Here is a 26,513-nt window from a genome sequence, read left to right as displayed (position 1 = left end):
GTACCGGGTGAACTTTCGGTGCGGTTTGTATAGTGCCAAACAGTTCAAATTTGATGCCGAAAAAGCCATTTCATTGATTTCCTGCTTTTAACAGGAGCTTACGAAAACGATTACATAGCATGCCTACTCACATTCATCGTTTTGTTTTACAGACAATTAAAAAAAATCACCTTTTTCCTGAATTTTTTTAATTGAAAAGGAAGGAAAGAGTCATTGGTCAGTAGAGACGCACTATAGTGCGTCTCTACTTTACCCTGTGAAAGACCCGAAGGTCAATAGTCACCATGTCTATAATAATTCAGTCATTTGATAAAAGGAAAAAGTCAATAGTCAGTAAGTCATTAGAAAAGAAGAGAAAGCCATCGATGCAAACAATCTCACACAAATGGCTTTTTCCTCAATGACTTACTGACTTTTTCCTAGTGACTTAATGACTCCTTCCCATGAAACAAGGACTTCCTGATAGTTTGAAATTTATTTCATTGCTTTAGTTAGCCTTGTCTAATTATTTATTACTTTTGCTCCGTAAAATATTGAAATATGCAGAAAAACCTGGCACAGTTATTAAGTTCCATTCTACATTCAAGCGAAGTACTTGAAGAAGAAATGAAGCAAAAATCAAATTTAAACCAACTCACTTCAAGACAGTTGTATTGCATTGAATTAATAAAAAACATGCAAAATCCTTCACTCAGCGAGTTGGCTGAGAAGATGAACATCGCAAAAGCTTCCATCTCGGTCATGATTGAAAGGCTGGAGAAACGAAGCTTTTTATACAAAGTGACCTCCGACAAAGACAGAAGAAGTGCTCATGTTCATTTAAGCAAAGAGGGCGAAACAGCTGCTAATCTGCATGCCGAGCTGCACAAACGAATTGCAGAACTATTGACAGAAGAGATGACCGAATCGGAACAGGAAATACTGATCGTACTCTTGAACAAGTCGGTTAAATCGCTGATGAAAATAAAAAACACCAGGCACTAATTAGATTGATATAACTATATTTCAACAAGTATGAATAAGGAAAAAGCAGGCTACCTTGAAGGAATGATTTCAGTACTGGTTAACAGCGTACTTTTTATTCTGAAATTTTGGGCAGGAATTGTTACAGGTTCGATCGCCCTCACCGCAGATGCATGGCACACACTCTCCGACTCGTTAAGTTCAATCATCGTCATTGTTGCCGTGAAGCTGTCATCGAAAAAGCCCGACAACGAACACCCTTTCGGGCATGGCCGCTGGGAACAGATTGCTGCTTTGTTCATTGCCTTTCTTCTCGGAATTATAGCATTCGATTTTCTTAAGGATGCGATTATCCAGTTTAAAAACCACGAAGCAACCGAGTTTGGAACCCTTGCCATCGTTGTGACCGTCATCTCTGTTATTGCTAAAGAAGCGCTTGCGCAATATGCATTTTATATTGGTCGAAAAACCGGCAATGTAAGCATCAAAGCCGATGGCTGGCATCACCGTACAGATGCCTTGTCGTCGCTGATTGTACTGGCAGGAATTCTGTTTGCAAAACATTTCTGGTGGATCGACAGTGTTTTAGGCGCCTGTATCGCACTGATGCTTTTTTATGCAACATATCAAATTGCAAAAGAGGCCATTAACAAACTACTGGGAGAGCAGGCCAGCTCCGAATTGATTGATAAAATTAAAAAATCAATTGCGCCGTTTTATCCCGAAGACCTGCAGCTTCATCATTTTCATATCCACAATTATGTAGGGCATCAGGAATTGACTTTTCATATCAAACTCAGCAATGACTTAAGCATCGAAGACGGACATAAAATTGCCACCGACCTTGAAACCATTGTTTTCAAACAACTTGGGATCATTTCAACCATACACGTTGAACCTTTAAACTGTAAGCACCCTTCAGATTAATAAGATTTGTATCTTTAAAGTGTAACAGTAAAAGTACGATCGATGAAACCAACTTTGATAATTGCATTGATGGTTTTGACCAGGCTGAGCTTTGGACAAACCAACCAGGTGGATGAGCATTCAGCTAGTCTGGAATATACAAACCACCATGACGATTATCCGAATAAAACAGTTTTTCAGGAAACAACATCAAGCGAACTTTTCGCACTGAAAGCCAACAGCGGTCCTGCTCAACTTTCGAACAAAATGAGCATACATAATGCAGGAACGAGTGAAGAAGACAGCGCACTGGCGAACCCGAATTACGACCCGGCACTGGCCGAAAAATTAGGTGGAGATGCTTTCGGAATGAAAAATTACTTTTTTGTCATTCTAACTACCGGAAGCAATACGACTTCCGACAATGCATTGATTAGTGAAAGTTTCAAAGGTCATTTAGCCAACATCAACCAACTGGTCAAAGCGGGCAAACTGGTGGTAGCCGGGCCATTAGGAAAAAATGCAAACAACTACCGGGGAATCTTTATTTTCGACCATATCCATTCTAAAGAGGAAGTTGAGAACCTGCTTCAAAGCGATCCGGCCATCAAAAACGGCTTACTTGCTTATGAAATATTCACCTGGTACGGTTCGGCTGCACTTCCCGAATACTTGCCTGCGTCTGATAAAATCTGGAAACTGAAACCTTAGAAACCTTTATTTTTTCCTGTTATTGCCTGAATTGCCGATCAGCTGAATGCCTATGTTGAACATGCAGCACCACCGATGGCCGCCGATTGGCACAGCTTAAGCCTGCTCCGGCTCATTGCAAACGAGCGGGAGCCGGAACCTACGGATGTTTCGGATATTTTTTATCTTAGTTCGAAACCTTCGCCTGGCATCTTGTAGCAAGTGACAGCTCGCTATTGTCTTGTTTGAAGAATCAGCAAAAAACTACAAAACAATGAGAATAGAAAAAATTAACGAAAACAAGAAACAGTTCCTCGACCTGTTGTTGCTGGCCGACGAGCAGGAAGACATGATTGACAGGTATTTGCCCGATGGCGACCTGTTTGCTCTGTATGACGATGATTTGAAAAGCGTTTGCGTGGTAGTACCGATCGATAGCGAAAGCTGCGAACTGAAGAACATAGCCACCTACGAAAAATATCAGAGCCAAGGTTACGGTCGTGCCCTGATCAGCTTCATTTCCGATTTCTACAAAAACAGCTACCCAACAATGCTGGTCGGAACTGGCGAAACACCTGCCATCCTGTCGTTTTATAAAAGTTGCGGCTTTGAAATATCGCACCGTGTAAAGAATTTCTTTACTGAGCATTACGACCACCCGATGTTCGAGGGAGACATTCAACTTGTTGATATGATTTATCTTAAAAAGGAACTAAAAGGGATGTGATCGGAATAAACGAAAAAACAACAAAGAGCCATTAAGCGATAATACAGCCATCAGTAGAGGGAGCCTGATCTTTCTTCACAAAAATGCCACGCGGTGTGGGTGACATTTCCTTCATTACAATAACTTCCATCATTTTTCTTCCTTCTCTTTTCAACGCCGACAGGTCCTTCGGACGCTGTCGGGTTGCCGCTTCATTCAAAGATTTAGCATTTCACGTTCTAAAACCTGACAGCACCGCCACCAGGCGGTCTGTCAGCGTTGCTGCACTTAGGTGACTCGTATCGTAATTTTCATTTAACAGCACATCCTGCTTTTTTTAGATTGAGTGAAGATTGAGTAAAGATTGAAGGAGGATTGAAGGGAATGATCAATCTTTTTTCTTCAATCTCTTCAATCTTTTCCTACAATCTCTTCAATCTTTTTTCTTCCATCCCCGATGCTTCTCTGTAGTCAAAATCGTTCTGGATGAAGCCCGATACTTTTTTGCTAAGACTTAAACCGATTTTGATGATGCGGTTGCTGACTTTGATACTGATTATGCACTATTTGATAAGGGTTTCGCACTTATTCTATGACCTTCGAAAAATTACTTTTGTTCAACCAAAAGAAAACCATGCCCATCCAAACGTCAACATGGATCATCAAAATGAAAATCTTGTTCATCCAAAGGTGCAGATTGATCATCCAGACGTGCAGATTGATCATCAAAACATGCAGATTGATCATCCAAAGATGCAGAATGCTCATCCAAAGGTGCAGATTGATCATCAAAACGTGTAATTCCCTAAAATACAACTCGCTAGCGCTGCGTTCAAACAAGGGCGAGGACAGATTTGTAGACAGACGTCCATTGTGCTACAAATAAGTTCCCATAAGGCGAACACTCTGTTCTCAAAACGAGAATTTATTTCTATCTTTGTTTCCATAATAATTTAAAATGAAACGAATATTTTCAAAAGGTACCCTTAGAGCTTATTGGGAGAAACATGCTGATTGTGAACAACATTTAAAAACCTGGTACGACACAGCAATGAATGCTGATTGGAAAAGCCCGGTTGATGTGAAAAAAACGTATTCTTCAGCGAGTGTTTTAAAAGGTGGACGAATTGTTTTTAATATCAAAGGGAATACCTATCGATTGATTACCAAGATCAATTTTGAGAAACAATGGATGTTTATTCGATTCATTGGCACACATGTGGAGTATGACAAAATAGATGCAGAAACAATTTAAAAAAGTTTGACATGAACATTAAACCTATAAAATCAGAAAAGGATTATCAGGAAGCGCTTCAAAGACTTGATGAACTTTTCGATGCAAAAATTGGGACACCAGAAAGTGATGAGGCTGATATCTGGGCATTATTAATTGATAATTATGAAAATGAGCATTACCCAATCGAGGCTCCTGACCCAATCGATGCAATAAAGATTAGAATGGAAGAGATGCAAATTAAACAAGTCGATTTAATTCCCGAAATTGGAGGGAAAAGCAGAGTTTCTGAAGTGCTCAACAGAAAAAGAAAATTAACGGTCGACATGATAAGAAAATTAACGACACGACTTGATTTATCTGCCAATTTGTTGATAAAGGACTACCAATTAACAAAATAAAAACTGCGCATAATAATCCTGACTCTTAGCGAACCTAAGCGCCCGGTGATGAAATGATTTTTTACTAAAGCTACCTACTTTAAACCAACAAAACAGTTACACTATGAGACCAACAATCAACATTATTTTGTATTTAATTGCAGCAGGATTAATTCTTTCCGGCTGTAATCCGAAGCCGAAGCAAAATCAGGCACCGCATGTTCAAATCACCCCGGGCGAAATTGCAGGCAGCTATCATGATACAGTATTTGCTTTTAAAGGGATTCCCTATGCCAAAGCAGAAAGGTTTATGCCTCCGCAGGATCCCGATGCCTGGCAGGGTGTTCGCGAATGTACCGATTTTGGTCCCGTAGCGAGACAAATTGTGCCCTGGTATCCCGATTCGGTCCAGAACGAAAGGGAACTCTTCAGTTTAAATGTATGGACACAGGGCATCAACGATGGCAAAAAGCGTCCGGTAATGGTTTGGCTGCATGGAGGCGGTTTTCATGTTGGTGCCAGCAACGATCCGATGACCTATGGAGAAGCCCTGGCAAAGAAGGGAGATATCGTGTTCGTATCCGTCAACCATCGCCTGAACATCCTGGGCTTTCTCGATTTGTCGGCTTGTGGCGAAAAATATGCCCAATCGGCCAATGTGGGTATGCTCGACATTGTAAAAGCGCTGGAGTGGGTCAACAACCATATTGAAAAATTTGGCGGCAACCCTGCCGATGTGACCATAGTAGGCGAATCGGGCGGTGGCGGAAAAGTGGGTACCCTCCTGTGCATGCCGGCAGCAAACGGTTTGTTTCACAAAGCCATCATTCAAAGCGGAACCCTGATCAATACGATGACCAAGGAGCAATCGCAGGTACTGGGTTTAGCCGTTCTCGAAAATTTAGGACTCAGCCCCGAAGAAGTGGCCAGGCTGGATACGATTCCTTACCGCGATCTTGTAAAAGCCGGCAATGAGGCGATCGCCAAAATAGCGGGCCCAAGAAAACCCGGATCGCCACGTATGTTTGGTTTTGCCCCTTCGGCCGATGGAACTGTGTTGCTTCAGCAACCTTTCAGCCCCGGCTTTGCCGAAATCTCCAAAGAAATTCCACTGATGATGGGTTCTACGCTGAATGAGATGATGCCTGTATTCTATGGTGAAAAAGACCTTACGCTGGAAGAAGCCAAAGAACGCCTGGCAAAAACCTACGGCGACAAAACGGATCGATACATTGAGTTATTCGCAAAGGCCTACCCCGATTATACAGCCCAGGATTTATTGTCGATTGATAAGGTTTTCAGGCCCTATACCATACGTACTGCCGATGCAAGGGCCCAGGAGAGCGATGCCCCCTTGTATGTTTATTTTTTAGCATGGAAAAGCGGTGTTGATGATGCCTCGAAAGGTTCATTCCACGGCCTGGACATTCCACTGGCATTCAACACGGTTGACTTGCGGCCCGACTGGACCGGAAATACCGAAGCTGCATGGAAAATGGCCGATAAAATGAGTTCGGCATGGATCAACTTTATAAAAACAGGCAATCCGAATGTTGAGAATGTGCTTCCGGCATGGGAAACCTACACTGCCGAAAACGGTGTCACCATGTATTTTGATAATGAATGTCGCATAGTAAATAATCACGACCGGGAATTGATGAACTTCATTCAAGCAGTTGAATAAACTTAAAATATACAACAATCATTTCCCCTGTTTAAACATTTCTGTTTCGATCACTATTTTACAGGAATCATGTACTGCCGTTCGCTGCCTGCTGGCCGCACAGCCAGCTGATCGATTACAATGCCTGTTTGATTCACACGGAGACGAACTTCTTTTTCACCGGCACTGTCGAAATTCATCGGGTAAAAAATACGGCTATGATTACGCAATACATTCTGTTTCCAGGCTTCACTCCTGCCCCTGGTATTCAGTTTAAAAGTCTGCGCTTCGTTGTTGTCTGCCGTAATACTTAGCTGATGATCAAAATTATTGGCATGAGTGGGCAAACAGCGAAGCTCGAGCTCGTATGCTCCCGGCTCGTCGATGGTAAAACGGTAAGTGACCGAAGGCTGTGTTGTTTCGAAGCTTCGATCGGAAAGCGGCAATAAGGTCAGGGACTGAGCACTGTAGCCCAGGCCTTGAATCTTTTTCCACTTATACTGTTCAAAGCCTGCAGTAGCAACATAGTCACCGGCCTGAATAAATTGGCTCGAAGCAGCCTTTTCGACCTTTTCATTTACAGGAGCACTTTGCTCCAGATGATAGTCGGGCATCTGGTAAGCAGCCAGCTTGCGTGGTTTACTACTCATCATGTGCTTCCACTTTCCCTGACTCAACTCATTGTTGTAATAATTGGTAAGTGCTTCAATTTCGGCGTAAGCTTCCCTCGAAAGGCTGTCGTACTTGCTTTTGCTGATCTTGTCGGTGGCTTCGTAAGCCAGTTGGGCATAGAGGAATTTATCGTTCATCAGAGCAGCTCCTTTTACCGGGTATTCTACCAGCTGAAAATAGGCATCTCGTAAACGGGGAGCTACTTTTTCTTTCAAGGCATCGGCCTGTTGGTACAAGCGGTGATACTGACTGAGCCTTATTTCCAGATCGTTGATTCCCCGGGTACTGAATTCGCCCTGTTGCGTTGCCGTACTGGGTTCGGTGCGGCTCCAGCCCATGAATTCGGGTTTTCGCAGCATGGCAAGCCGGTAATACTCCTGCTTTAAAGCGGCAATGTCGTCGGCAAGCTTTTCACCAAATTCACGTGCCGCCCAGTTTTTCAGATGAACATCGATATTTTCGTGACTCACCACATCGATATTCCAGGCCAGGTCGAGGAAAAATTCCATGTTGTATTCGGCCGGTTTGATATCGCCCACATTGCCAATCCATACTTTTTGTGCTCCGTTTTCCCAGGCTCTTTTCATTTCGTACCAGATGAGGGCCGGCTGGGTGCTACTCAGCCACAGGTAGTCGTGCGGGCGCCCCCAATAACTTAGGTGATAATACACGCCGCTGCCGCCCGGGCGCATTTGTTCTTTGGCATCGCTTCGGCGGCGTATGTAACCATAGTTGTCGTCGGTCCAGATCAGCGTAACATCATCGGGCACATTCAGCCCTGCATTGTACAAATCAAGCACTTCCTTATAAGGCACCAGGGCCTGTGGTACCTCGTTGGCCGGCAGCCCGAGTTCTTCTTCAAGCATTTGTCGTTGCTTATCAAAAATGGTTTCAAGCATGGCCACTTTTTCGTCGGTAGTGGCATTTCCTTCCATTTTTCCATCGTGAACACCGCGCATGCCCACAGTGACCATAAAACGATGGTCACCACCGGCTACCTGCTGAATGCGTTCGCGCCAGTATTCTTCAACCGCTTCGCTGTTTTCAAAATAATTGAAAGCTCCCCGCTCCTTGTGCTTCCACTCATCCACGTTGTTGCGCAACATGGGTTCGGCATGCGAGGTTCCGATTACCATATGGTATTTTTGTGCCATTTCCATGTTCCCTTCTATGGCGTAAAATGCTTTGGTGCAGGGATGCATGGCCGGCCAGATGATATTGGCCTTGAGGCGAAGGAGGAGTTGAAATATTTTTTCATAGCTTTTGGGTCCAATATCGCCTGTTTCGGGTTCAAAGGTTTGTGCAGCCCAGGGATGCAGGCCCCAGTCCTCATCGTTAAGAAAGATACCACGATATTGTACCGAAGGCTCCTCAACGATGCCTCCTTCGGGAAGAGAAAGACTTACTTTATTGCCCGGTTCAGGAAGTACATCGGCCCACCAGCTCCAGGGAGAAATGCCCAGCTGCTCGGCCAGTTCGAAAATGCCATAAACGGTACCTCTCACATCGCTGCCTGCAATGTAAAGCCGCTGACCGACGGCATCGATCATAAATTTTTCCCATGCACCGTTTACTTGTTCCAGTACAGCAGGCGGGTTGTTTGTCAGCAATTCATCACCCGCTTTTCCTATGATGATGATCCGGTTTTCACCTTCGGGTAGTTCGTTGCTAAAAAGCAGCCGGGGTTTTTGCCCGCTGAGGCTTTCCAGATCACCGGCCAGTTCAGTGGCAGCCCATTTGATCAGCTCATCGCTTTGAGGCGAAAGTACAATACTGGCTACCCCCTGTTTATCTGCAAGTATTAATTCATTTTTCGATCCAAAATTACACGAGAGAAAAAGAAAGGAAATGAAGAGGATGCTTAACAGCTGAGTCGTTTTCATAGTATCTTGTTGAATTTTAACACAATCAGAACATTGTCCACTTGCCAGTTATCACAATGAGGCAAGCAGGCCATGAAAATAATACAAAAACTACAAAAGAAAACATTGCTTTACAATAAAGCATAACAGGATGAAACACGAATAGCTACTCAGCTTTACTTTCTTCTATTTTGTCGAATTTATTTTCAAGCACCTTGTAAGCATCCTTGTATCCCTGTTTAATCAATGCAGTAATCTGGCTGGTATCGGAGCGACTGAATCCGGACAAATCGGGTTTAATCAGCAGATCGGCTTCCTCGGTTTGGAGACGTGAAGCCGCCATCATGGTAAAATGAAAACTATTGATCAACACATCGATAATGTTTCCGGGTTTTTCATATTTATGCGCTGCATTTAAGTCGACCCCAATAATGAAATCGGCACCAAGCGACCGAACCGTATCAATGGGCACATTTTCAACAATTCCACCATCGACCAGCAGTTTCCCATTGATTTCTATCGGATTGAAAAGCCCCGGCAGGCAGGTACTGGCCATGGCGGCTTTGTCAACCGGACCGTCCTTAAGCACCACTTTTTCCCCGTTACTTGCATCGGTGGCAATCATTGCCAAGGGGATGCCGGCGTTTTCGATCCGTTCATCTCCAATTGTTTTGGTAATGAGTTTCCCTAATTTCTCGTTTGACATTAAGCCGTAGCGCGAAAGAGACAGTGCACTGATTTCGAACCAGTTTAATCCTTCGGCCAAGGCTTCAATTTCGTCCCATTTATTTCCAAAGGCGTAGAATGCAGCCACAAAAGCACCAATGCTGGTGCCTGCGATGTAATCGACCCGGATGTTGAATTCAGCCAATGCTTTCAATACACCAACATGGGCTGCACCCAATACAGCACCACCACCCAATGCCAGCCCCACCTTTTTATTCTTCAAATCTGTTTTCATTCTTCCTGGTTGTTTGGCAAAAGTTACAAAAAATTGCAAGATAATATCTTCCCAATTCGGGACAAAAAGTTTCATTGCGAAAAAGAAAATGGAGGATGCTTTGAGAATATCAATTGCTAAGTGCTCAGCATGCAGGTAGTAAAACAAAAGCCGTTCGTCTGGATGTCGCGTTTTAAGAGGCAAAAAGAAAGAGGGCCTTCAACCCTCTCTTCTTACTAACTAATCTAACCTAACTAAACCTAACCTATGAAAAATCTTTTACTTCTATTTGCACTACTAAAATAACAAATACCGTGCCTAAATTGCCACCTCCTGGGTTTCCATCACCATTGATTCGATTTTTTTCATCAGTGAGATGCGATTGCTTGCCATTTTATTTCTTCGTTGTCGGACAAATTCGTAGCGAAAGGGAGATGCAAGTTCCATTTGCTGAACATATTCAATGTCAAAGAAGCGTTCATTGAGTGCAATGGCTTCGGTGAGCAAAAAATTCACACTTTTGATCATCACTTGTTGCATGTGATGGAGATTGGGAGCTGTGAAACAATCCATGTTGTTCATTACGGTACGACTGAAACTGATGGTTCGGTTCACAAATTCTTCGAGCTGACCGTGGTTGGCAGCCCTTGTAAAAGCGGTTTCGAGTGCTCCGTTCAGGTCTTCGTGCAAATCCTGTATGTCGTCGACAAATTGCAGGAATGTTCCGAAGCCAAAACAGAAGCGCTCCTCAGCTTCAGTAAGCAGACCTTTCATCAGGTAGGCGTCGGCCAATACCGATGTTCCTCCTTTATCGATACAAATCGAGAGCAGCCCGGCGTCGCTCAGCTGACTGCGTTCGTTGAGCAGCCTGATGCTTCGGGTTTGGGCATCGTGAATTGCTAACAGACTTTGATATACTCCGGGAAATTTATTTCGATCCCAATCACTTTCAATCAAATAAACCAGGTCGAAGATCAGCTGTTCGTTGCGGTTAACGGCTAACACTTTTTCGCCTGATAAGCGCAAACGGAAACGTTTACTAAATTCGATTTTCTGAATGGTATCAACATCAGGATCGTCGAGGTAATTATCACTGTAGGGATAAAGCATGCTGTAGGCAAAAACCGAAGGTGTCACCCTGATTGGTTCGCCCATCATTATTTGCAGACTATTGATGATCCACAGGTTACGACTGGCCTGAAAAACATCATCCATACTTACTTCGGGATCGAATTCCCGGGCCATCTGCATAAATTTTTTCGACACACCCGAACCGGCCATTCCTGAAATTACAGCTGCTTCGCCTTCGGTGAAATTCATGATCTTACGGAAAAATTCTTCGATTCCCCTGTTCAGTCGGTTATTTTTCTGCTTACGCAAGGCAGCAGAGGAAAATTCACTTTCATTTTTTAGCTTTTCCGAAAAACCAATTAAGGTCTGTTCGCGTTTAATTTTCTCATCGAACGGCACAGGTGTTTCACCTGCCGGAAAAGCCGGATCAGCTTGTTCCCATAAGCGGGTAAATTGTTCGATGTAAGCGTTAATGTTCATGGCTTTTGTTTAAGTTTGTGCAACAAAACAGCTAAAAAAAACCTGCATTTAATCGAATAAAAAGGTGAACGACCCTTTTTTACCTGTGAACGGTGCAACACAACACTTAAAAAGACGTTTTAAATTTCAGTAAATTACAAATACTATTTCATATGTCGGCCAAATCGAGCATTTTGAATTTTCTTCGTACTACATTAATTGGGGGACTTGCAGCCATACTGCCGCTTGGATTGATCGTTGTTCTTTTTCGCTGGGTAATTGGAATGATCGAAAAGAATCTCGAACCACTGGTTAAGCTTTTTGAAACCAATACCCGCATATCGACTATGGTAGTATACATTATAGCGGTGATCGCCATTGTTGTGCTTTTCTTCTTTATTGGTTTGTTTATCCGTACCCGTTTTGGAAATCTCCTTTTAAAACACATTGAAACTACTTATTTCTATAAAATTCCAGGTTATAAAACTGCCCGTGAAATAGTACAGCAGTTCTTTGGAAAAAACCGGTCGTTCTTTTCTGAAGTAGTGCTGGTCGATATTTTCAATTCAGGGGTATTAATGACTGGCTTCATTACCGATTATCAAGAGATTAACAATTACATCACTGTTTTTGTACCTACAGGCCCCAATCCCACTTCGGGAAATATATATCATTTGCCAAAAGAAAAGGTAGTCAGAAGCAGCATCCCGGTTGATACTGCCATAAAAACCATCATTAGTTGCGGAGCTGGTTCTGCCGAAGTGTTTGCACAAAGTGGAAACAGTCATTACAATGGGATGGAGCTTCAATCGACCCGAATGGGAAGCAATGAACAAATGCCAACAAATATAGAATGAGTCTTATTACGCTTAAGCAAAAGTTGTGAATGCCTGATGTTGTATACTTTATGTTTAGTGTTTGCTTCCTATTTTCACCCTGAAGTATTTAAATAAATCGATTTATAGATATTATAAGTTCAGTTTTTAAATGAGTGATTGCTTAATTCGGGGATAATTTTTTTATTTTCAACCCACAAAAAAATTAATCATTTTAAAAATTGGCTTTATGAACCATGGAACTGTAGAAAGTATGCCCTTATGGTTGTCGATACCATTTGTGGTAATGTTGCTATTTATAGCAATTGGTCCGCTGTTTTTCCACCATTGGTGGGAGGAAAACAAGAACAAATTGATTGTATCGCTGGTATTGGGTATTCCCCTGGCAGTAGTTTTAGTAATACGGGGTTTAAGTCACGCATTGATGCATCAGATCCTGTTCGATTACATTCCTTTTATTATTTTACTTGGAGCACTTTTTGTAATTACCGGAGGAATTCATTTGAAAGGCGACATTGAAGCAAAGCCTGCCATCAACACCCTCTTTCTGGCCATTGGTGCCATACTGGCATCCTTTATGGGAACCACGGGTGCTGCCATGCTGCTGATCCGGCCGGTGATCAAAACCAATTCGGAAAGAAAATTCAAGGTACACACCATTCTGTTTTTTATTGCCATTGTAGCCAATGCCGGTGGTATGCTCACTCCTCTGGGCGATCCGCCATTGTTCCTGCTGTATCTTCGCGGAGCACCGTTTGGCTGGTTCTTCAGTTTAATTGGTCCATGGTTATTTGTTAATGCCACGCTGCTGCTCATCTACTTTTTTGTTGATTCGTTTTATCACAAAAAAGAACCAGCTGCAGCCATTGTAAAAGACCACACCGAAATTGAACCCATCAGGATGAAAGGCAATCTGAATTTTGTATTTCTGATTGGCGTGGTACTATCGGTGGCTTTTCTGAATGAGAATTATTTGCACATTATCCACGACAATCACTACTTTGGATTTATACGTGAAGGTGTGATTCTGCTGATGGCCCTCCTTTCGCTGGTATTCACCAATAAGAAAATGCGTTACGAGGAAAACAAATTTACCTGGGGGCCCATTGTCGAAGTGGCCTTTTTGTTCCTTGGTATTTTTATTACCATGGTTCCGGCACTGTTGTACCTTCGGGAGAATGCCCATTCATTCGGTTTAAGCAGCGGGGCTCATTTTTACTATGCTACCGGTGGTTTGAGTGCTTTCCTCGACAATGCACCTACTGCGGTTTCATTCCATAATCTGGCCCAAGGCATTGCCGACCAGTTTGGAAATGCCCCCCTGGTTGCCAAAGTACCTGAATTTCTGCTAAAGGCAATCAGTTTGGGTGCTGTATTTTTTGGTGCCATGACCTACATTGGTAACGGCCCCAACTTCATGGTAAAAGCCATTGCCGAAGAGAACAAAATACCAATGCCCAGCTTCTTTGGATACATTGTGAAGTTTTCGCTGGTTGTATTACTTCCGGTATACATTTTAGCTCAGTTGATTTTTGTATAAAAGCAATATTCGATGAATATAAAAAAGAGCGTAAAGGCAGCTGGCCTTTACGCTCTTTTTTCCGTTCAAATAATTTACTCAGCAGCTGCTGATTAAGAATTTTTGTTCTGTACAGGCAAAAAAAAGAGGATGGTCGCAAGCGAGCATCCTCTTTTGATTTTTCTGTTCGTTTAAATTATGCCACAGCCTGTCCAATCAAAATGGCAACAAGCAAGGCAAGGATGGCATACAGCTCAGGAAATACGGCCATGATCAGACTAATGCTGAACACATTGTGTCCGGCGCCCAATCCGGCAATTCCATTGGCACAAACCTGTCCCTGGCGCAAGGCCGAAAAGAGAGCTACCACGCCCAGTCCGAGACCGGCACCCAAAACGGCTCCGGCCTGCAACCAGGTAATACTGCTTGTAAGCAGCGGAGCAAGCATGAAATAACCCACAAAGCCATAAATCCCCTGTGTACTGGGAAGTGCTCCCAGCAAGAGGTACTGACCAAACGAACTCTCGTTCTTTTTCATGGCGCCAATGGCAGCACTACCGCCAAATGAGAGACCAAAAGCACTTCCCATTCCCGACAGGCCTACCATAATACCAATTCCGATGTAAGCTAATACAATAGGTTCCATAATTATCTGTTTTTATTAATATTTTCTATTCATTCAGCGCCTCTTCCATTTTACGGAATGGCGAATATTTTTTTCCTCCACCGGCAAAACCGGTATTCTTGTAAAACTCGACAAAAGTCAGACGTAACGGGTGTACAAAGGCACCCAGGGCAGCCATAAAGAAATTGATGGAATGCCCCAGCAGCAAAATCATCAGAATCATCAGCTGCTTAACTACCGGCAGGTCGATATTGACAGAAAAAGCCAGCTGGTTAAACACGTTTCCAAGCACGGCACTCGATAAGCCCAGGGCGAACAGTCGGATGTACGACAATACATCGCCCAGCAAGCCGGTTACAGTGCCGTAGGTATCCCATAGCCCGAGTCCAAAATTGATAAAGATGTTCTTTCCCGGGGAATTGAAAAAGAGGGCCAAAATGCCGCCCACGCTGCCAAAAGCAATCATGAGGTAACTGGCCAATTCAGCATCGATGTTTTCCATCTTCATCAGGCCAAAACTTCCGCCAACACCTACCAGAATAATGACCCAGCCAATGGTTGAAAGCGCGTGCTTAATGCCATACATTTTAATGGCCCTTGCCGCCTTGAGACAAATCCCAAAAATAATCTGGATAACACCCAGTGCCACGGCAAAGTACATGAGCTGATTTTGGTTAAGCACCATTCGCTGGTATTGCTCCAGCCAGGGGATGTCTAATTTTACCAGTTCAACACCAAAGAGAGTACCACTAACAAGGCCCATGATCACAGTAGCGATTCCAAATAAGAAGCCAAGCGTCCAAACGCCCTTCATGGCAGGTTTGGCTTTGGCGCGCAAAACGAGGGTCGCTGCCAACATGAGCAGGCCGTATCCTGCATCGCCAAGGCAAAAACCGAAAAAGAGCATGAAAAATGGTGCAAAGAAGGGTGTCAGATCCAGTTCCCGATAGTTGGGCAGCGAATACAGCGAGCCGATCATTTCGAAGAGGCTGGTAAAAGCGTTGTTCTTCAATTTAACAGGAACCTGATCATTCACTCCGGCTTCACTTCTCAGGTAGTAGGCACCGCTTTCAAGCAGGACTGCTTCCAATTCTTCCATTTGTTCGTCGGGCACCCAGCCTTCCAGTATTTTTAGGCGGTTCTCTGCTTCATTCCCTGCATTAAGCACCACTTTACGAAAATCGAGTTCACTGTTGTTACGCTCTCTGTACTGCTCTAACAGGGGAATGGCCGATGCTGCCACTTGGTCGAGCTCATTTTCAATGCCTTTGATCTTTTCTTCAAGCTGTTTCTTTTTGCTTTCAACAGCCAGTAAATCGTCGTTGGGCAGCGCTTGAAGCTCAGCATCGATGACCGGTGCTTCAGGTGTATCGCTTACAAGAACAAAGTAAATCTGGGAGCCAACGCGATTGATTTCAAACAACTGATAGTCGCTTCTCCACTTTTCATCAAACTTCGATTTGCTACAGGAGAAAAAATGCAATGTACAACCGGCTTCGTTTAATTGTTCGATGGTTTTAATGCTGAAAGGTCCCCAGGGTTTTACCTGTTGCCATTTTTTTAACACCGCATGCAATTTTGCCCTTTCATTTTCAAGGGAGCCAGTAAGCTTTTCAATACGATCGATTAGCTCCGGTGCGCCCTCGTGTGTTTGTGCCGGACTTATGGCATCCACTTTCCTTGCTTTCAACAGTTTTATGCTGTCGTTAATTTTTTGATGAAGCTTCATTTTTTCGTTGAGCGCTTCGTCGTCAGCAAGGCCATCGGCTTTTTCCTGAATGTGCACCACCCCGGTGTTTCTCAGTAAATCGAGAAAAGTAAGGTACTCTTCATGATAAATGAGAAAGGTATATTTCGACATGCTGCTAATCATAGTGCATTCTCCTTCTTTTGCTGTCGTTCTTTAACAATTTTCTGAGCCGATTTTGAAAGATTCTCTTCATCTTCCATAAAACGTTTCACTTTTCGTATGGCATCTTCGTAACCAGGAATCTGAACTTTCTCGAACAGGTTCACCTTCTGAGTGGTTTTTTTTCGCGCATGTTCGAGCAGTATCATTTTCTGATAGAAAAATTCACGTTCGATACCAATCTGCGCCAGCTGTTTTACCAGCTCAATTCCATCGGGGAACCAGGCCGGCCGGTTAAAAAGGCTGTACGATGCAATGGCAAATTCAACCCCTTCGAGTATCGGGGTGCGCACACCGGCTATTTTTTTCACCTTCATCTTCACATCCTCAACCTTTACCAGCGAAGTGTCAAATTCGCCCCACAAGGCCACCATGTTGTCGTAGGCTTTTATTTTTTCCTCGAGCAGTGCTTCAAGACGCTGCACTTCGTACTTGGCCCGTTTCACCTCAACCCGAAGTGCACTCTCCTTGTTTTTGATGGTGGGAAGGGCTTTCACCCTTACCTTTAACTGCTTTTCGAGTTGTTGCAGCGATGTTTTATTAAACTGGTATTTTATTGCCATGCTTTATTATTTTCAACTGTAGCTCACCAGTATTTTTTCATCATTTCCTTACGGATAGCCACTTCATTTTCATTAAAATATTTCTTCAACAGTTCCCAACCGATGTCCAGCATTTTGTCGGTGTTGATATTTACATCGATGGCCAGCAATTCGTTGGCGTATTCCCTGGCAAATTTCAAAGTACGTTCGTCGTACTCGGTAAGGTCGAAGCCGTTTTCCTGTTTGGTTTTGGCATTGGCGGCATCGGCATAAAGCCGCACGCTGGCATCCATGATGTCCTTATGGTCTTCACGTGTTTTCTTACCAATTACGAGTCCCCTGAGGCGCGAAAGCGATCTGAACGGATCGACTATCACCTTACCGATGTCGGTATCACGACGCAGGAAAAGCTGTCCTTCGGTGATGTATCCGGTATTATCGGGGATTGAATGGGTAATGTCGCCGCCCGACAGGGTGGTTACGGCAACAATGGTGATAGAGCCTCCATCGGGAAACTGCACTGCTTTTTCGTAAATTTTAGCCAGGTCGGAATAGAGTGAACCGGGCATTGAATCTTTCGAAGGAATCTGATCCATACGGTTCGAGACAATCGACAGGGCATCGGCGTAGAGTGTCATGTCGGTAAGCAATACCAGCACTTTTTCATGCTTCTCCACCGCAAAATATTCGGCTGCAGTCAGTGCCATATCGGGCACCAGCAAACGTTCAACCGGCGGATCTTCGGTGGTATTTACAAACGAAATGATGCGATCGAGTGCTCCGGCATTGTCGAATACATTGCGAAAAAAGAGGTAGTCGTCGTTGGTAAGCCCCATGCCGCCTAAAATGATTTTATCGGCATTGGCACGCAGGGCCACCATGGCCATCACTTCGTTGTACGGTTGATCGGGATCGGCAAAGAAGGGAATTTTCTGACCGGTAACCAGCGAGTTGTTCAGGTCGATTCCGGCTATTCCGGTAGCAATGAGTTCCGAAGGTTGTTTGCGTCGCACCGGATTCACCGAAGGGCCGCCAATTTCAACTTCAGTTCCTTCCACCTCCGGTCCTCCGTCGATGGGGTAGCCCAAAGAATTAAAGAAGCGCCCTGCCAGCTGATCACTGACCTTCAATCCGGGTGCTTTGCCAAGAAAGATTACTTCGGCATTGGTGGGAACCCCTTCGGTACCCCCAAAAACCTGCAGCGTAACCTCGTCGCCAATTATTTTTACCACCTGCGCCAGCTGGCCGTTAATGGTTGCCAGCTCGTCGTAGCCCACTCCCTGTGCCTCAAGGGTCACAGTTGCTTTGGTTAACTGGGTAATTTTGGTGTATATTTTTTGAAACGCTTTTGCCATAAGGCTTTCTGTTTATTGATTTCTATTTTTCCTGCTTTATTACCATCTTTTCGACCAGTGCTCTGATTTTCTGATCGTAGTCTTTGAATTCGGCCGATTCGTATTCGGTATAGTTCATCTGTCTGATGTTGTTGATCAGCTCGCGAAAGAAAGCGGCCACTTCATTAAAATCGTCGAAAGCAAATTCGCTCTGGCAGATCTTCATCACCAGCTTCACCATGAATTCCATCCGGTCGAGGGGCATGTTACGATCGATGTCATCGTAGGCATCCTGCATCAGAAAACCAAAGTCGAACAATTCTGATTTCCAGAAGGTGATATGATAATTCACCGGCACCCCGTCGTCGCCCAGAATATTGATCTGTTCGGCAATTTCGGTCCCCCGCTGCATGATGGTCTTGGCTTCGTTTATCAGATCGACCCATTCGTTGCTGATGTTCTTACCCACCCACTCCCGAAACTCGGGATATTCGAGGTATTTCGAATAACTGTCGAGCGGACTAAAGGCCGGGTGACGTTTGCTGTCGGCCCGTTGTTGCTGCAAACCATAGAAGCAGCGGGCTGCTTTTTTTGTCGATTCGGTAACAGGTTCCTTGAAGTTACCACCAGCGGGCGAAACAGTCCCAATGAAAGTGACCGATCCGCTCTTTCCGTTGTTCAGTTCAACAAAACCGGCCCGTGCATAAAAGTTGGCAATGATGGCCGAAAGGTCCATGGGGAAAGCATCCTGTCCGGGCAATTCCTCCAGTCGGTTCGACATTTCGCGCAGAGCCTGTGCCCAACGCGAGGTGGAGTCGGCCAGCAACAACACTTTCAAGCCCATGTTGCGATAATATTCGGCAATGGTCATGGCAGTATAAACCGAGGCTTCGCGTGCCGCCACCGGCATGTTTGAGGTGTTGGCAATGATGGTGGTACGTTCCATGAGTGGACGACCGGTACGACTGTCGGTAATCTCGGGGAACTCGGTAAATATTTCCACCACCTCGTTGGCTCTTTCACCACAGGCTGCAATTACCACGATATCGGCCTCGCCCTGTTTCGACACCGTATGTTGAAAAACGGTTTTACCCGTTCCAAAGGGCCCCGGAACAAAACCGGTTCCCCCTTCGAGCAGGGGATTATAAAAATCGATCGAACGGTAGCCGGTCTGAAACAATTTAAAGGGACGCGGTTTATTTTTGTATGCTTTGATGGGTCGTTTCACCGGCCATTTCTGTACCATGGTCACCGGCACTTCATGATTGTCTTTGTCGAGCAATATGGCAATGGTATCGTTTACCCTGTAATTGCCTTCAGCAACAATCGATTTTACAAAGTAGTTCCCGCTAAAGGTGAAGGGTACCATTATTTTATGGGGCTGCTCATTTTCAGTCACCTGTCCAAGCCAGCTACCGGCTGCCACCTCATCGCCTTCGTTTACCAGGGGATGAAAGTCCCACAGTTTTTCCTTGTCGAGCGGATAGGTGTACTCCCCTCTTTTGAGGAAGACTCCGGTCATTTTATCGAGATCGTTTTGAAGGCCGTCGTAGTTACGCGAAAGAATACCCGGACCAAGGGTTACTTCGAGCATGTGTCCTTCAAAGTCGACACCGTCGCCCACTTTTACACCCCTGGTGCTTTCAAAAACCTGAATATAGGTATTGCCTCCGGTAACCTTAATCACCTCGGCCATAAGGCGTGTATCTTCAAGATTGATGTAGGCGATTTCGTTTTGTGATACCGGCCCGTCGGCTTTCACAATGACCAGGTTGGCAATAATTCCTTTTACTATTCCTTTTGTTGACATATCTTTTTGTAGCTTTTTATTGGTTAATGTGCAGCGACCTTTTGTACGGTAAATTCGTTGGGAAACTCAAAAGCATGTTGTAACTGCTCGATCATATCGCGGAAGACCTTTAAGCCGCTTTCTCTTTCAAGCTGAACCCAGCGAGAAAGCAGTTGCAGGCGTACCAGATAAATAAAGAGATGTTCCACATCGAAATAATGAAAAAAGCCCTTTTCTTCGAGCCAGTTCCACTTAAGAAGGTCAATTTTTCTTTCCCGCTCATACAAATCACTTTCTTCGGCAATGCGCACAATTTCATCTACTTCGGGAAATTCGGCAGCAATACCAAAATCGCGGGCATTGCTGTTGCGCAGGGCCTCTGAAATCTCGTCGGTACCAACAATTACCGTTTCGCGGTCGATGTTGTATTTTAAACAGTTCAGTGCGCTTAAGATATTACTGATATTCAAATTAAAGCGAAACCACTCAGCAATAAAGTCGTTTTTACAGCCAAGTGCAAAATCGTAATAAAGACTGGTGAGTTCATCTTCGCGTCGCATACCCTCAAAAATGGCAGTATCGCTTAAGTAAACCGGCACAAAATACTTGAAATACTCGTAGATACGGGGATGCCGTGGTTGATCACTTTCCCTGAACAGCAGCAACATTTCCTCAAAATCTTCTCTGTTTAAATTACCCAGCGGATCGAGCGTTGCTTCACGATCGTTCAGGTATTTTAACAGATTTTCATTATCGAACTGCATAAAGAAATAGCTCAATACATTCAGGTCGCTTTCCGAAAGATTTTCTTCGAGCTCACGTTTAAAATCGATGAGCGAAAGTTTTAACTTCTGGTCGTCGAGCTGAAGTTCAGGCAAACCGGATATCAGGTAATAATAATTTCCCATAATTTTCTATTTCCTGTCAAACAGGAGTTCAACTACTTTGGGGCGTATAAACTCTTTGAAAAAAGAAACAAAGTCGTCGTGAGTAAAACTCACCTTATAGCTTCCATCGGCGGGTTCAATTACAAAACCTGCCTTAACACCATTGGCCGATTCGATGGTCACTTTCTTCCCGAGTTGTTCTTTTACCTTTGCGGCAAAGAATTTTTCCACTGCATCATGATCGGCATCGGGTACAACAACCAAAAGGTTCTGATCGGCAGCCCAATTACCTACTGCTTTCATGATCAGCTCCTGGATGAACTGCTTGTCGGAAGTGGCTTTTCCCACTTCCTCGCTCACGATGCTACCGGTTAGCAGGCCTGCAACTTCCTGCTCGAGTGCGCTAAGCATCTGACCTGCCGCCAATTTCAACTCCGAACGACTGTTTTTGTCGAGCTCGGCAGCATCCTTTTCAGCCTTATTGAGAATGGCTTTGGCCTTTTCTTCTGCTTCGGCAATAATTTTTGCCGCCTTCGATTTTGCTTCTTCCACAATGCTTTCGGCCTGCTGATTTCCTTTGGCAACCCCTTCGTTGTAGAGTTTATCGGTAAGTTCCTTTAATTTTTGATCCATGTTATCAATGGTCTAGTAAGTTTAAACGAAATTTTAGGATTGAATAAAAAATGAACAAGCGCATTAAAGTCAGGTTCACGTTTTTTATCAGATTATTTCAACAAAAGATGAATCGTAAAAATTGCTTGTGAAATTTAACAAAAGATAAAATCAGAAACAAGGCCAAAGAGAATGATTCTTGTCAGAAAAGCTTCAGCATATTATTAATAAAGAATGTAAACGTGTTTTTGCTTTCGAAGCAAATGCTTAATTTTAGCCGTGATCAAAGCAGCTTATCATGTTAAAAAGACTTTTATTTTACTTGTTTATACTTGCCACTCCGGCTGGTTTTTCTCAAAAATACACCATTGTGATACACGGAGGTGCAGGAAATATTTCAACATCGATGCCTGAAAATTTACAACAGGCTTATATGGCAACGCTCGATTCAGCCTTAATTATCGGAGCCGGGATCATGAACAACAATGGTTCGGTGCTCGATGTCGTAGAAAAGGTAATTGCTTATTTCGAAGATTGCCCCTTATACAACGCCGGGCGGGGAGCCGTATTCACCTACGACGGAAAAAACGAACTGGATGCCTCGATAATGGATGGAAGTAAGCTGATGGCAGGTGCGGTTGCCGGTGTGAGCCGGATCAGGCATCCCATTTCGGCTGCACGTAAGGTAATGGAAACTTCGCCTCATGTAATGCTAAGCGGCGAAGGTGCCGATGATTTTGCCCGCGAACAGGGGCTCGAGATGGTCGACAACAGCTATTTCTCGACCCCTAGGCGTTTTGAGCAATTTGAAAAAGCAAAAGAAAAATACCTGCACGACAAGATGGGCACGGTTGGATGTGTGGTTTATGATGGAAAAGGGAACCTGGCTGCAGGTACCTCAACTGGCGGAATGACACTCAAACGCTGGGGACGCATAGGCGATTCCCCCATCATTGGTGCAGGTACTTATGCCGACAATCAAAGCTGTGCAGTGTCATGCACCGGCCACGGTGAGTACTTCATCAGGCTGGGTGTAGCCCGCGACGTTGCCGCACGCATGAAATACCAAAACATTTCGCTCGAAAAAGCAGCAAGGGAAGTGATGCAGGCGCTCAGCCAAATGGGGGGCACCGGAGGTTTTGTAGCCGTCGACCATCAGGGTCAGCCCGTCATGCTGTTTAATACCACTGGCATGTTCAGGGGGTACATCAAAGGAAGCGGTGAAAAGGAAGTGAGCATCTTTTAAAAGGGCATTTCGCTTCATGAAGTAATAAAAGCAAGTGGAACGAACGTTTAGAATAATCGCACACCAACAAGCGACTAGTTCCACAATTTCGTTATTTTTGAACTCTAAACTGAAATAACAGCGCAACATGAGCTTTATCTATCCTTCGATTCTCTGGGCCTTACTGTTTGTTGCAGTTCCTGTAATCATTCATTTGCTGAACCTGCGGAAGCACCGTACCGTTTATTTTTCGAATGTAAACCTGCTTAAAAAAGTAAGAAAGGCCACCCGGAAAAGATCAAAGCTGAAACAACTGCTTATCCTCACCAGCCGGATACTGATGATTATCGCGCTTGTTATGGCATTTGCCCGGCCATACATTCCATCCGAAAATTCAGAGAAACAGCTCAAAAACAACTTGACAGCTATTTATATTGACAATTCGTACAGCATGAATGCCGAGGGACCTGAGGGCAAAGCCATCGAAAGTGCACGGCAAAAAGCCTATACCATTGTCAACAACAGCCGTCCCGGAACCCGCTTCGCCCTGCTGACCAATGCGCTTAGCGAACAACAAAACCGCTTTTACAGTAACACTGAAATGATTCGTCTCATTGCCGATGTCTCGGTGAGTCACCGCACAGTACCGCTAAGTACCATTGTAATGCGATTCAGAAACATGACCGACGATTTGCTCTTTGAAAGCAACAAATCGTTGTATGTGGTTTCCGATTTTCAAAAACATACCAGCGATTTTAACAAGCTCGATCGCGATACGACAGCTGTTTATAATTTAATACCGGTACCCGTCAACCCGGTTAACAACCTGTATATCGACAGTTGTTGGTACGAAGCCCCTACACACCATCTGAACCAAAGCGAAGAACTGTTTGTACGAATAGTGAATCAGTCGGACGAAGATTACCAGCAGGTTCCGGTGAATTTCTTTCTGAACGACTCATTAAAAGCACTGGCCACCATCAACATCAATGCCGGCGAACAGAAGGAGCTGGCCATGGCCTATACCAACCTCAAAACCGGGCTGCAATCGGGAAGGATTGAAATAAGTGACTATCCGATTACTTACGACAACCAGTTGTATTTAAGTTATACCGTCAAAAGCTCACTCAAGGTGCTGCTTATCGATCAGTTTAATAATCTGCTGACCAATAACCTGAAAGCCTTGTTTGGCAACGACAACTACATTTCGCTGGATGTGGAACAGGTTAACCGGCTGCAAATAAGCAGCCTGAGCAACTACGAGGCCATTGTTGTGAATGAATTAAGCAAGCTTTCATCGGGTCTTATCGATGAATTGTACAAATTCACCATCAACGGCGGAACGCTAGTGCTAATTCCCGGCAGTCCCAACAGCATGGATGCCTACAACCAGTTGCTACAACGCTTCAACTTGCCGCAAATGGCAGCTGCTGATACCCTTCCCATACCGATTGGCAAAGTAGCCTACGAGCATCCACTTTATTCGGGTGTTTTCAATGAGCAAAACCAGAAGGTAAGCCTGCCGGAAACTGGCATCCGTTACCGCTTCAGGCAGCTGCAGCTGATCAACGAGACAACCCTGCTGAGCTTTGCCGACCAAAGCAAGGCACTCACCCTTGCCCCAATAGAAAAAGGAAGCGTTTATATCTTCGCCTTTCCTTTATCTGATACCCGCAACAAGCTGATCGATCACCTGCTTTTTCTGCCAACTTTTTACAATATCGTGTTGCAATCGACCGATACCGGTCAGTTATATTATGTAATTGGCAACGACAGAACCTTCGATTTACAAATTCCCAAGCGCCTTCAATCGCTTAGTCTGACCATGCGCCATCAGCCCGATGGCGATGAAATGATCCCAACAATTACCAGGCAAAGTGGAAATACGCTGAGGCTCGCATTGAACGAAGAACCAGCAGCCGGCTTCTATGAAATTCTTTCGGACGATAAAATCGTAAGCGGCATGGCATTTAATTACCAGTTAAAAGAATCCGATCTTAGTTACCACTCCAATGACGAACTATCCCAGCTGGCCGAAAAAGCCGGCCTTGCGAATGTAAACCTGCTTGCAAGCTCTCCTGGAAAGCTCACCGAAACGATTGAAAATATTGATCAGGGAAGACAATTCTGGAAACTCTTTTTAGTCATAGGACTGTTTTTCATTCTTACAGAAGCAGCAATCATCCGTTTTTGGAAATAATACCTTAGGCACTTGTTAACTTGCATGCAGCCATTCAACAGGCACACCATCTGTTATCTTCAGTTGTGTTTCGCAGGATTGCTTAAAATTAATTCAGCCTGCTACGCTGCTATGTAGCCACCTTTTGATTCAATACTCAGGAATTGACGATTATCATATGTTCTGATTTCAACATTGTCGATATTGATGCCCTGACTAACAAACAACAACAAAATACTTAACAAATGGTAACAAACGATTACATTGCCCGCGAAGACCGTTATGGCGCGCACAATTACCATCCGCTGCCGGTGGTTCTCGAACGTGGAGAAGGCGTTTTTGTATGGGATGTTGAAGGGAAAAAGTACTTCGATTTTTTATCGGCTTATTCGGCCGTTAATCAGGGACATTGCCATCCCCGGCTTTTGAAGGCGCTGAATGATCAGGCCTCAAAGCTGGCACTTACGTCCCGTGCATTTTACAACGACCAACTGGGTGCCTGGGAGGAATACATGCACCAGTATTTCGGTTTCGACAGGATGCTGCCCATGAACTCGGGAGCCGAAGGGGTGGAAACCGCCCTGAAACTCGCACGCAAATGGGGTTACAAAGTAAAAGGCATCGCTCGTGAACAAGCTAAAATAGTAGTATGCAACGGCAACTTTCACGGTCGTACCATCACCATTGTTTCCATGTCGAGCGATCCTGATGCGTACAACGAATACGGCCCCTACACTCCGGGTTTTGTAAACATTCCCTACAATGATGTGGTGGCACTTGAAGATGCACTTTCGGATCCCAATGTAGCCGCTTTTCTAGTGGAGCCCATCCAGGCCGAAGCGGGTGTTTATGTTCCTGAAGAAGGTTTTCTGAAAGCTGCACGTGAACTGTGTACCCAATACAATGTATTGTTTATTGCCGACGAAATACAAACAGGAATTGCCCGTACAGGCAAGCTGCTGGCCGTTGATCACGAAGAAGTGAAACCCGACCTACTCATTCTTGGCAAAGCCATTTCAGGTGGAATGTACCCTGTTTCGTGTGTATTGGCCAACGATGATGTGATGCTTACCATTCAACCGGGCGAACACGGTTCGACCTATGGTGGCAACCCCATTGCTGCGGTTGTTGCCATGGAAGCATTGCAAATTATTAAAGATGAGCAGCTGGCCGAAAACTCAGAAAAAATGGGACAGCTCTTCCGTGATGAAATGAAAAAATTCGATTCTCCTCTCATTGGTGAAGTGCGTGGGAAAGGCCTGCTCAACGCCATTACCATTAAGGAAATGAAAGGAAAAGAAGCCTGGGATGTATGCCTGGCCATGAAGGAACACGGCGTAATTGCCAAACCTACTCATGGCGATATAATCAGGTTCACCCCGCCGCTGGTAATTAACAGAGACCAAATGATGGAAGCCCTTGAATTAATAAAGAAGGCTTTCCGCTCGTTCGAATAATTTGTTTTGTTTGCTTGCGTATAAAACAGCATTGTCCAATTTATGGCTGTGCT

General features: G+C 44.5%; 24 protein-coding genes. 13 read left to right on the top strand and 11 right to left on the bottom strand.

The window, feature by feature from the left end:
* Window positions 1-540 precede the first annotated feature (540 nt).
* The 4 genes from FHS86_RS03945 to FHS86_RS03930 all read left to right on the top strand — a co-directional run bounded on the left by FHS86_RS03945 (window position 541) and on the right by FHS86_RS03930 (window position 3,286).
* On the top strand, window positions 541-984 hold the full coding sequence (locus FHS86_RS03945) for a MarR family winged helix-turn-helix transcriptional regulator (RefSeq protein WP_429411368.1): 444 nt from the start codon (window positions 541-543) through the stop codon (window positions 982-984).
* Between the two features lie 30 nt (window positions 985-1,014).
* Window positions 1,015-1,890 carry a cation diffusion facilitator family transporter gene (locus FHS86_RS03940; RefSeq protein ID WP_429411366.1) on the top strand — a complete coding sequence of 292 codons (876 nt, stop codon included), beginning with the start codon at window positions 1,015-1,017 and terminating at the stop codon, window positions 1,888-1,890.
* Window positions 1,891-1,932: 42 nt separating this feature from the next.
* Window positions 1,933-2,580 carry a YciI family protein gene (locus FHS86_RS03935; protein ID WP_429411365.1) on the top strand — a complete coding sequence of 216 codons (648 nt, stop codon included), beginning with the start codon at window positions 1,933-1,935 and terminating at the stop codon, window positions 2,578-2,580.
* Between the two features lie 253 nt (window positions 2,581-2,833).
* On the top strand, window positions 2,834-3,286 hold the full coding sequence (locus FHS86_RS03930) for a GNAT family N-acetyltransferase (protein ID WP_429411363.1): 453 nt from the start codon (window positions 2,834-2,836) through the stop codon (window positions 3,284-3,286).
* Window positions 3,287-3,317: 31 nt separating this feature from the next.
* Here the strand turns inward: FHS86_RS03930 and FHS86_RS03925 are convergent, their stop codons facing one another.
* Entirely contained in the window at window positions 3,318-3,485 is a 168-nt protein-coding gene (locus FHS86_RS03925) for a hypothetical protein (RefSeq protein WP_429411361.1), read from the bottom strand.
* A 266-nt stretch (window positions 3,486-3,751) separates the two neighbouring features.
* On the opposite strand from FHS86_RS03925, the gene FHS86_RS03920 reads away from it, so the two are divergent.
* From FHS86_RS03920 to FHS86_RS03905, 4 genes are all read left to right on the top strand, one after another.
* Window positions 3,752-4,066, top strand: a complete 315-nt coding sequence (locus FHS86_RS03920; protein WP_429411359.1) for a hypothetical protein — start codon at window positions 3,752-3,754, stop codon at window positions 4,064-4,066.
* Between the two features lie 157 nt (window positions 4,067-4,223).
* A complete protein-coding gene (locus tag FHS86_RS03915) occupies window positions 4,224-4,520 on the top strand; it encodes a type II toxin-antitoxin system HigB family toxin (protein WP_429411357.1) in 297 nt (98 codons plus the stop codon).
* Between the two features lie 11 nt (window positions 4,521-4,531).
* On the top strand, window positions 4,532-4,900 hold the full coding sequence (locus tag FHS86_RS03910; RefSeq protein ID WP_429411355.1) for a helix-turn-helix domain-containing protein: 369 nt from the start codon (window positions 4,532-4,534) through the stop codon (window positions 4,898-4,900).
* A 103-nt stretch (window positions 4,901-5,003) separates the two neighbouring features.
* On the top strand, window positions 5,004-6,563 hold the full coding sequence (locus tag FHS86_RS03905; RefSeq protein ID WP_429411353.1) for a carboxylesterase/lipase family protein: 1,560 nt from the start codon (window positions 5,004-5,006) through the stop codon (window positions 6,561-6,563).
* Window positions 6,564-6,616: 53 nt separating this feature from the next.
* Here the strand turns inward: FHS86_RS03905 and FHS86_RS03900 are convergent, their stop codons facing one another.
* From FHS86_RS03900 to FHS86_RS03890, 3 genes are all read right to left on the bottom strand, one after another.
* Window positions 6,617-9,097: a glycosyl hydrolase 115 family protein gene (locus tag FHS86_RS03900; RefSeq protein ID WP_429411351.1), complete on the bottom strand. Its 2,481-nt coding sequence runs from the start codon at window positions 9,095-9,097 to the stop codon at window positions 6,617-6,619.
* Window positions 9,098-9,242: 145 nt separating this feature from the next.
* Window positions 9,243-10,037, bottom strand: coding sequence for a patatin-like phospholipase family protein (locus FHS86_RS03895; protein ID WP_429411350.1), 795 nt, complete (start codon window positions 10,035-10,037; stop codon window positions 9,243-9,245).
* A gap of 297 nt (window positions 10,038-10,334) precedes the next feature.
* Window positions 10,335-11,567 (bottom strand): hypothetical protein, encoded by a 1,233-nt coding sequence (locus FHS86_RS03890; RefSeq protein ID WP_429411348.1) that lies wholly within the window; start codon window positions 11,565-11,567, stop codon window positions 10,335-10,337.
* A 152-nt stretch (window positions 11,568-11,719) separates the two neighbouring features.
* Between FHS86_RS03890 and FHS86_RS03885 the strand changes: the two genes are divergently transcribed.
* Window positions 11,720-12,403, top strand: a complete 684-nt coding sequence (locus FHS86_RS03885; RefSeq protein ID WP_429411346.1) for a DUF502 domain-containing protein — start codon at window positions 11,720-11,722, stop codon at window positions 12,401-12,403.
* 208 nt (window positions 12,404-12,611) lie between these two features.
* On the top strand, window positions 12,612-13,922 hold the full coding sequence (locus tag FHS86_RS03880) for a sodium:proton antiporter (RefSeq protein WP_429411344.1): 1,311 nt from the start codon (window positions 12,612-12,614) through the stop codon (window positions 13,920-13,922).
* Window positions 13,923-14,097: 175 nt separating this feature from the next.
* Here the strand turns inward: FHS86_RS03880 and FHS86_RS03875 are convergent, their stop codons facing one another.
* The 7 genes from FHS86_RS03875 to FHS86_RS03845 are packed head-to-tail and all read right to left on the bottom strand — an operon-like array spanning window position 14,098 to window position 21,620.
* Window positions 14,098-14,547: a V-type ATP synthase subunit K gene (locus tag FHS86_RS03875; protein ID WP_429411343.1), complete on the bottom strand. Its 450-nt coding sequence runs from the start codon at window positions 14,545-14,547 to the stop codon at window positions 14,098-14,100.
* A gap of 25 nt (window positions 14,548-14,572) precedes the next feature.
* Window positions 14,573-16,387, bottom strand: a complete 1,815-nt coding sequence (locus FHS86_RS03870; protein ID WP_429411341.1) for a V-type ATP synthase subunit I — start codon at window positions 16,385-16,387, stop codon at window positions 14,573-14,575.
* 8 nt (window positions 16,388-16,395) lie between these two features.
* Complete coding sequence (locus FHS86_RS03865) at window positions 16,396-16,998, bottom strand: V-type ATP synthase subunit D (protein ID WP_429411340.1); 603 nt, start codon at window positions 16,996-16,998, stop codon at window positions 16,396-16,398.
* A gap of 23 nt (window positions 16,999-17,021) precedes the next feature.
* Window positions 17,022-18,332: a V-type ATP synthase subunit B gene (locus FHS86_RS03860; protein ID WP_429411338.1), complete on the bottom strand. Its 1,311-nt coding sequence runs from the start codon at window positions 18,330-18,332 to the stop codon at window positions 17,022-17,024.
* A 22-nt stretch (window positions 18,333-18,354) separates the two neighbouring features.
* A complete protein-coding gene (locus FHS86_RS03855) occupies window positions 18,355-20,121 on the bottom strand; it encodes a V-type ATP synthase subunit A (RefSeq protein ID WP_429411336.1) in 1,767 nt (588 codons plus the stop codon).
* A gap of 23 nt (window positions 20,122-20,144) precedes the next feature.
* A complete protein-coding gene (locus FHS86_RS03850; RefSeq protein WP_429411334.1) occupies window positions 20,145-21,008 on the bottom strand; it encodes a DUF2764 family protein in 864 nt (287 codons plus the stop codon).
* A 6-nt stretch (window positions 21,009-21,014) separates the two neighbouring features.
* On the bottom strand, window positions 21,015-21,620 hold the full coding sequence (locus FHS86_RS03845) for a V-type ATP synthase subunit E family protein (RefSeq protein WP_429411332.1): 606 nt from the start codon (window positions 21,618-21,620) through the stop codon (window positions 21,015-21,017).
* Window positions 21,621-21,897: 277 nt separating this feature from the next.
* On the opposite strand from FHS86_RS03845, the gene FHS86_RS03840 reads away from it, so the two are divergent.
* The 3 genes from FHS86_RS03840 to rocD all read left to right on the top strand — a co-directional run bounded on the left by FHS86_RS03840 (window position 21,898) and on the right by rocD (window position 26,460).
* Window positions 21,898-22,845 carry an isoaspartyl peptidase/L-asparaginase family protein gene (locus FHS86_RS03840; RefSeq protein ID WP_429411330.1) on the top strand — a complete coding sequence of 316 codons (948 nt, stop codon included), beginning with the start codon at window positions 21,898-21,900 and terminating at the stop codon, window positions 22,843-22,845.
* 127 nt (window positions 22,846-22,972) lie between these two features.
* Window positions 22,973-25,024, top strand: coding sequence for a BatA domain-containing protein (locus tag FHS86_RS03835; RefSeq protein WP_429411328.1), 2,052 nt, complete (start codon window positions 22,973-22,975; stop codon window positions 25,022-25,024).
* A gap of 224 nt (window positions 25,025-25,248) precedes the next feature.
* Window positions 25,249-26,460: an ornithine--oxo-acid transaminase gene (gene rocD, locus FHS86_RS03830; RefSeq protein ID WP_429411326.1), complete on the top strand. Its 1,212-nt coding sequence runs from the start codon at window positions 25,249-25,251 to the stop codon at window positions 26,458-26,460.
* The last annotated feature ends 53 nt before the right edge of the window (window positions 26,461-26,513 follow it).

It is taken from the genome of Roseimarinus sediminis (genome assembly GCF_050433125.1).
In the GTDB taxonomy this organism is placed as follows: domain Bacteria; phylum Bacteroidota; class Bacteroidia; order Bacteroidales; family Prolixibacteraceae; genus Roseimarinus; species Roseimarinus sediminis.
Note: the sequence above shows the minus strand (reverse complement) of the source record. Positions and strands in the feature narration are given on the sequence as shown.

Bases quoted from the DNA above. Each gene is read 5' to 3' on its own strand.
- FHS86_RS03945 (WP_429411368.1), top strand. From the start codon at position 541: ATGCAGAAAAACCTGGCACAGTTATTAAGTTCCATTCTACATTCAAGC.
- FHS86_RS03910 (WP_429411355.1), top strand. From the start codon at position 4,532: ATGAACATTAAACCTATAAAATCAGAAAAGGATTATCAGGAAGCGCTT.
- FHS86_RS03930 (WP_429411363.1), top strand. From the start codon at position 2,834: ATGAGAATAGAAAAAATTAACGAAAACAAGAAACAGTTCCTCGACCTG.
- FHS86_RS03850 (WP_429411334.1), bottom strand. From the start codon at position 21,008: ATGGGAAATTATTATTACCTGATATCCGGTTTGCCTGAACTTCAGCTC.
- FHS86_RS03870 (WP_429411341.1), bottom strand. From the start codon at position 16,387: ATGTCGAAATATACCTTTCTCATTTATCATGAAGAGTACCTTACTTTT.
- FHS86_RS03885 (WP_429411346.1), top strand. From the start codon at position 11,720: ATGTCGGCCAAATCGAGCATTTTGAATTTTCTTCGTACTACATTAATT.
- FHS86_RS03880 (WP_429411344.1), top strand. From the start codon at position 12,612: ATGAACCATGGAACTGTAGAAAGTATGCCCTTATGGTTGTCGATACCA.
- FHS86_RS03855 (WP_429411336.1), bottom strand. From the start codon at position 20,121: ATGTCAACAAAAGGAATAGTAAAAGGAATTATTGCCAACCTGGTCATT.
- FHS86_RS03895 (WP_429411350.1), bottom strand. From the start codon at position 10,037: ATGAAAACAGATTTGAAGAATAAAAAGGTGGGGCTGGCATTGGGTGGT.
- rocD (WP_429411326.1), top strand. From the start codon at position 25,249: ATGGTAACAAACGATTACATTGCCCGCGAAGACCGTTATGGCGCGCAC.
- FHS86_RS03865 (WP_429411340.1), bottom strand. From the start codon at position 16,998: ATGGCAATAAAATACCAGTTTAATAAAACATCGCTGCAACAACTCGAA.
- FHS86_RS03940 (WP_429411366.1), top strand. From the start codon at position 1,015: ATGAATAAGGAAAAAGCAGGCTACCTTGAAGGAATGATTTCAGTACTG.
- FHS86_RS03935 (WP_429411365.1), top strand. From the start codon at position 1,933: ATGAAACCAACTTTGATAATTGCATTGATGGTTTTGACCAGGCTGAGC.
- FHS86_RS03915 (WP_429411357.1), top strand. From the start codon at position 4,224: ATGAAACGAATATTTTCAAAAGGTACCCTTAGAGCTTATTGGGAGAAA.
- FHS86_RS03905 (WP_429411353.1), top strand. From the start codon at position 5,004: ATGAGACCAACAATCAACATTATTTTGTATTTAATTGCAGCAGGATTA.
- FHS86_RS03875 (WP_429411343.1), bottom strand. From the start codon at position 14,547: ATGGAACCTATTGTATTAGCTTACATCGGAATTGGTATTATGGTAGGC.
- FHS86_RS03845 (WP_429411332.1), bottom strand. From the start codon at position 21,620: ATGGATCAAAAATTAAAGGAACTTACCGATAAACTCTACAACGAAGGG.
- FHS86_RS03860 (WP_429411338.1), bottom strand. From the start codon at position 18,332: ATGGCAAAAGCGTTTCAAAAAATATACACCAAAATTACCCAGTTAACC.
- FHS86_RS03840 (WP_429411330.1), top strand. From the start codon at position 21,898: ATGTTAAAAAGACTTTTATTTTACTTGTTTATACTTGCCACTCCGGCT.
- FHS86_RS03900 (WP_429411351.1), bottom strand. From the start codon at position 9,097: ATGAAAACGACTCAGCTGTTAAGCATCCTCTTCATTTCCTTTCTTTTT.
- FHS86_RS03920 (WP_429411359.1), top strand. From the start codon at position 3,752: ATGAAGCCCGATACTTTTTTGCTAAGACTTAAACCGATTTTGATGATG.
- FHS86_RS03890 (WP_429411348.1), bottom strand. From the start codon at position 11,567: ATGAACATTAACGCTTACATCGAACAATTTACCCGCTTATGGGAACAA.
- FHS86_RS03835 (WP_429411328.1), top strand. From the start codon at position 22,973: ATGAGCTTTATCTATCCTTCGATTCTCTGGGCCTTACTGTTTGTTGCA.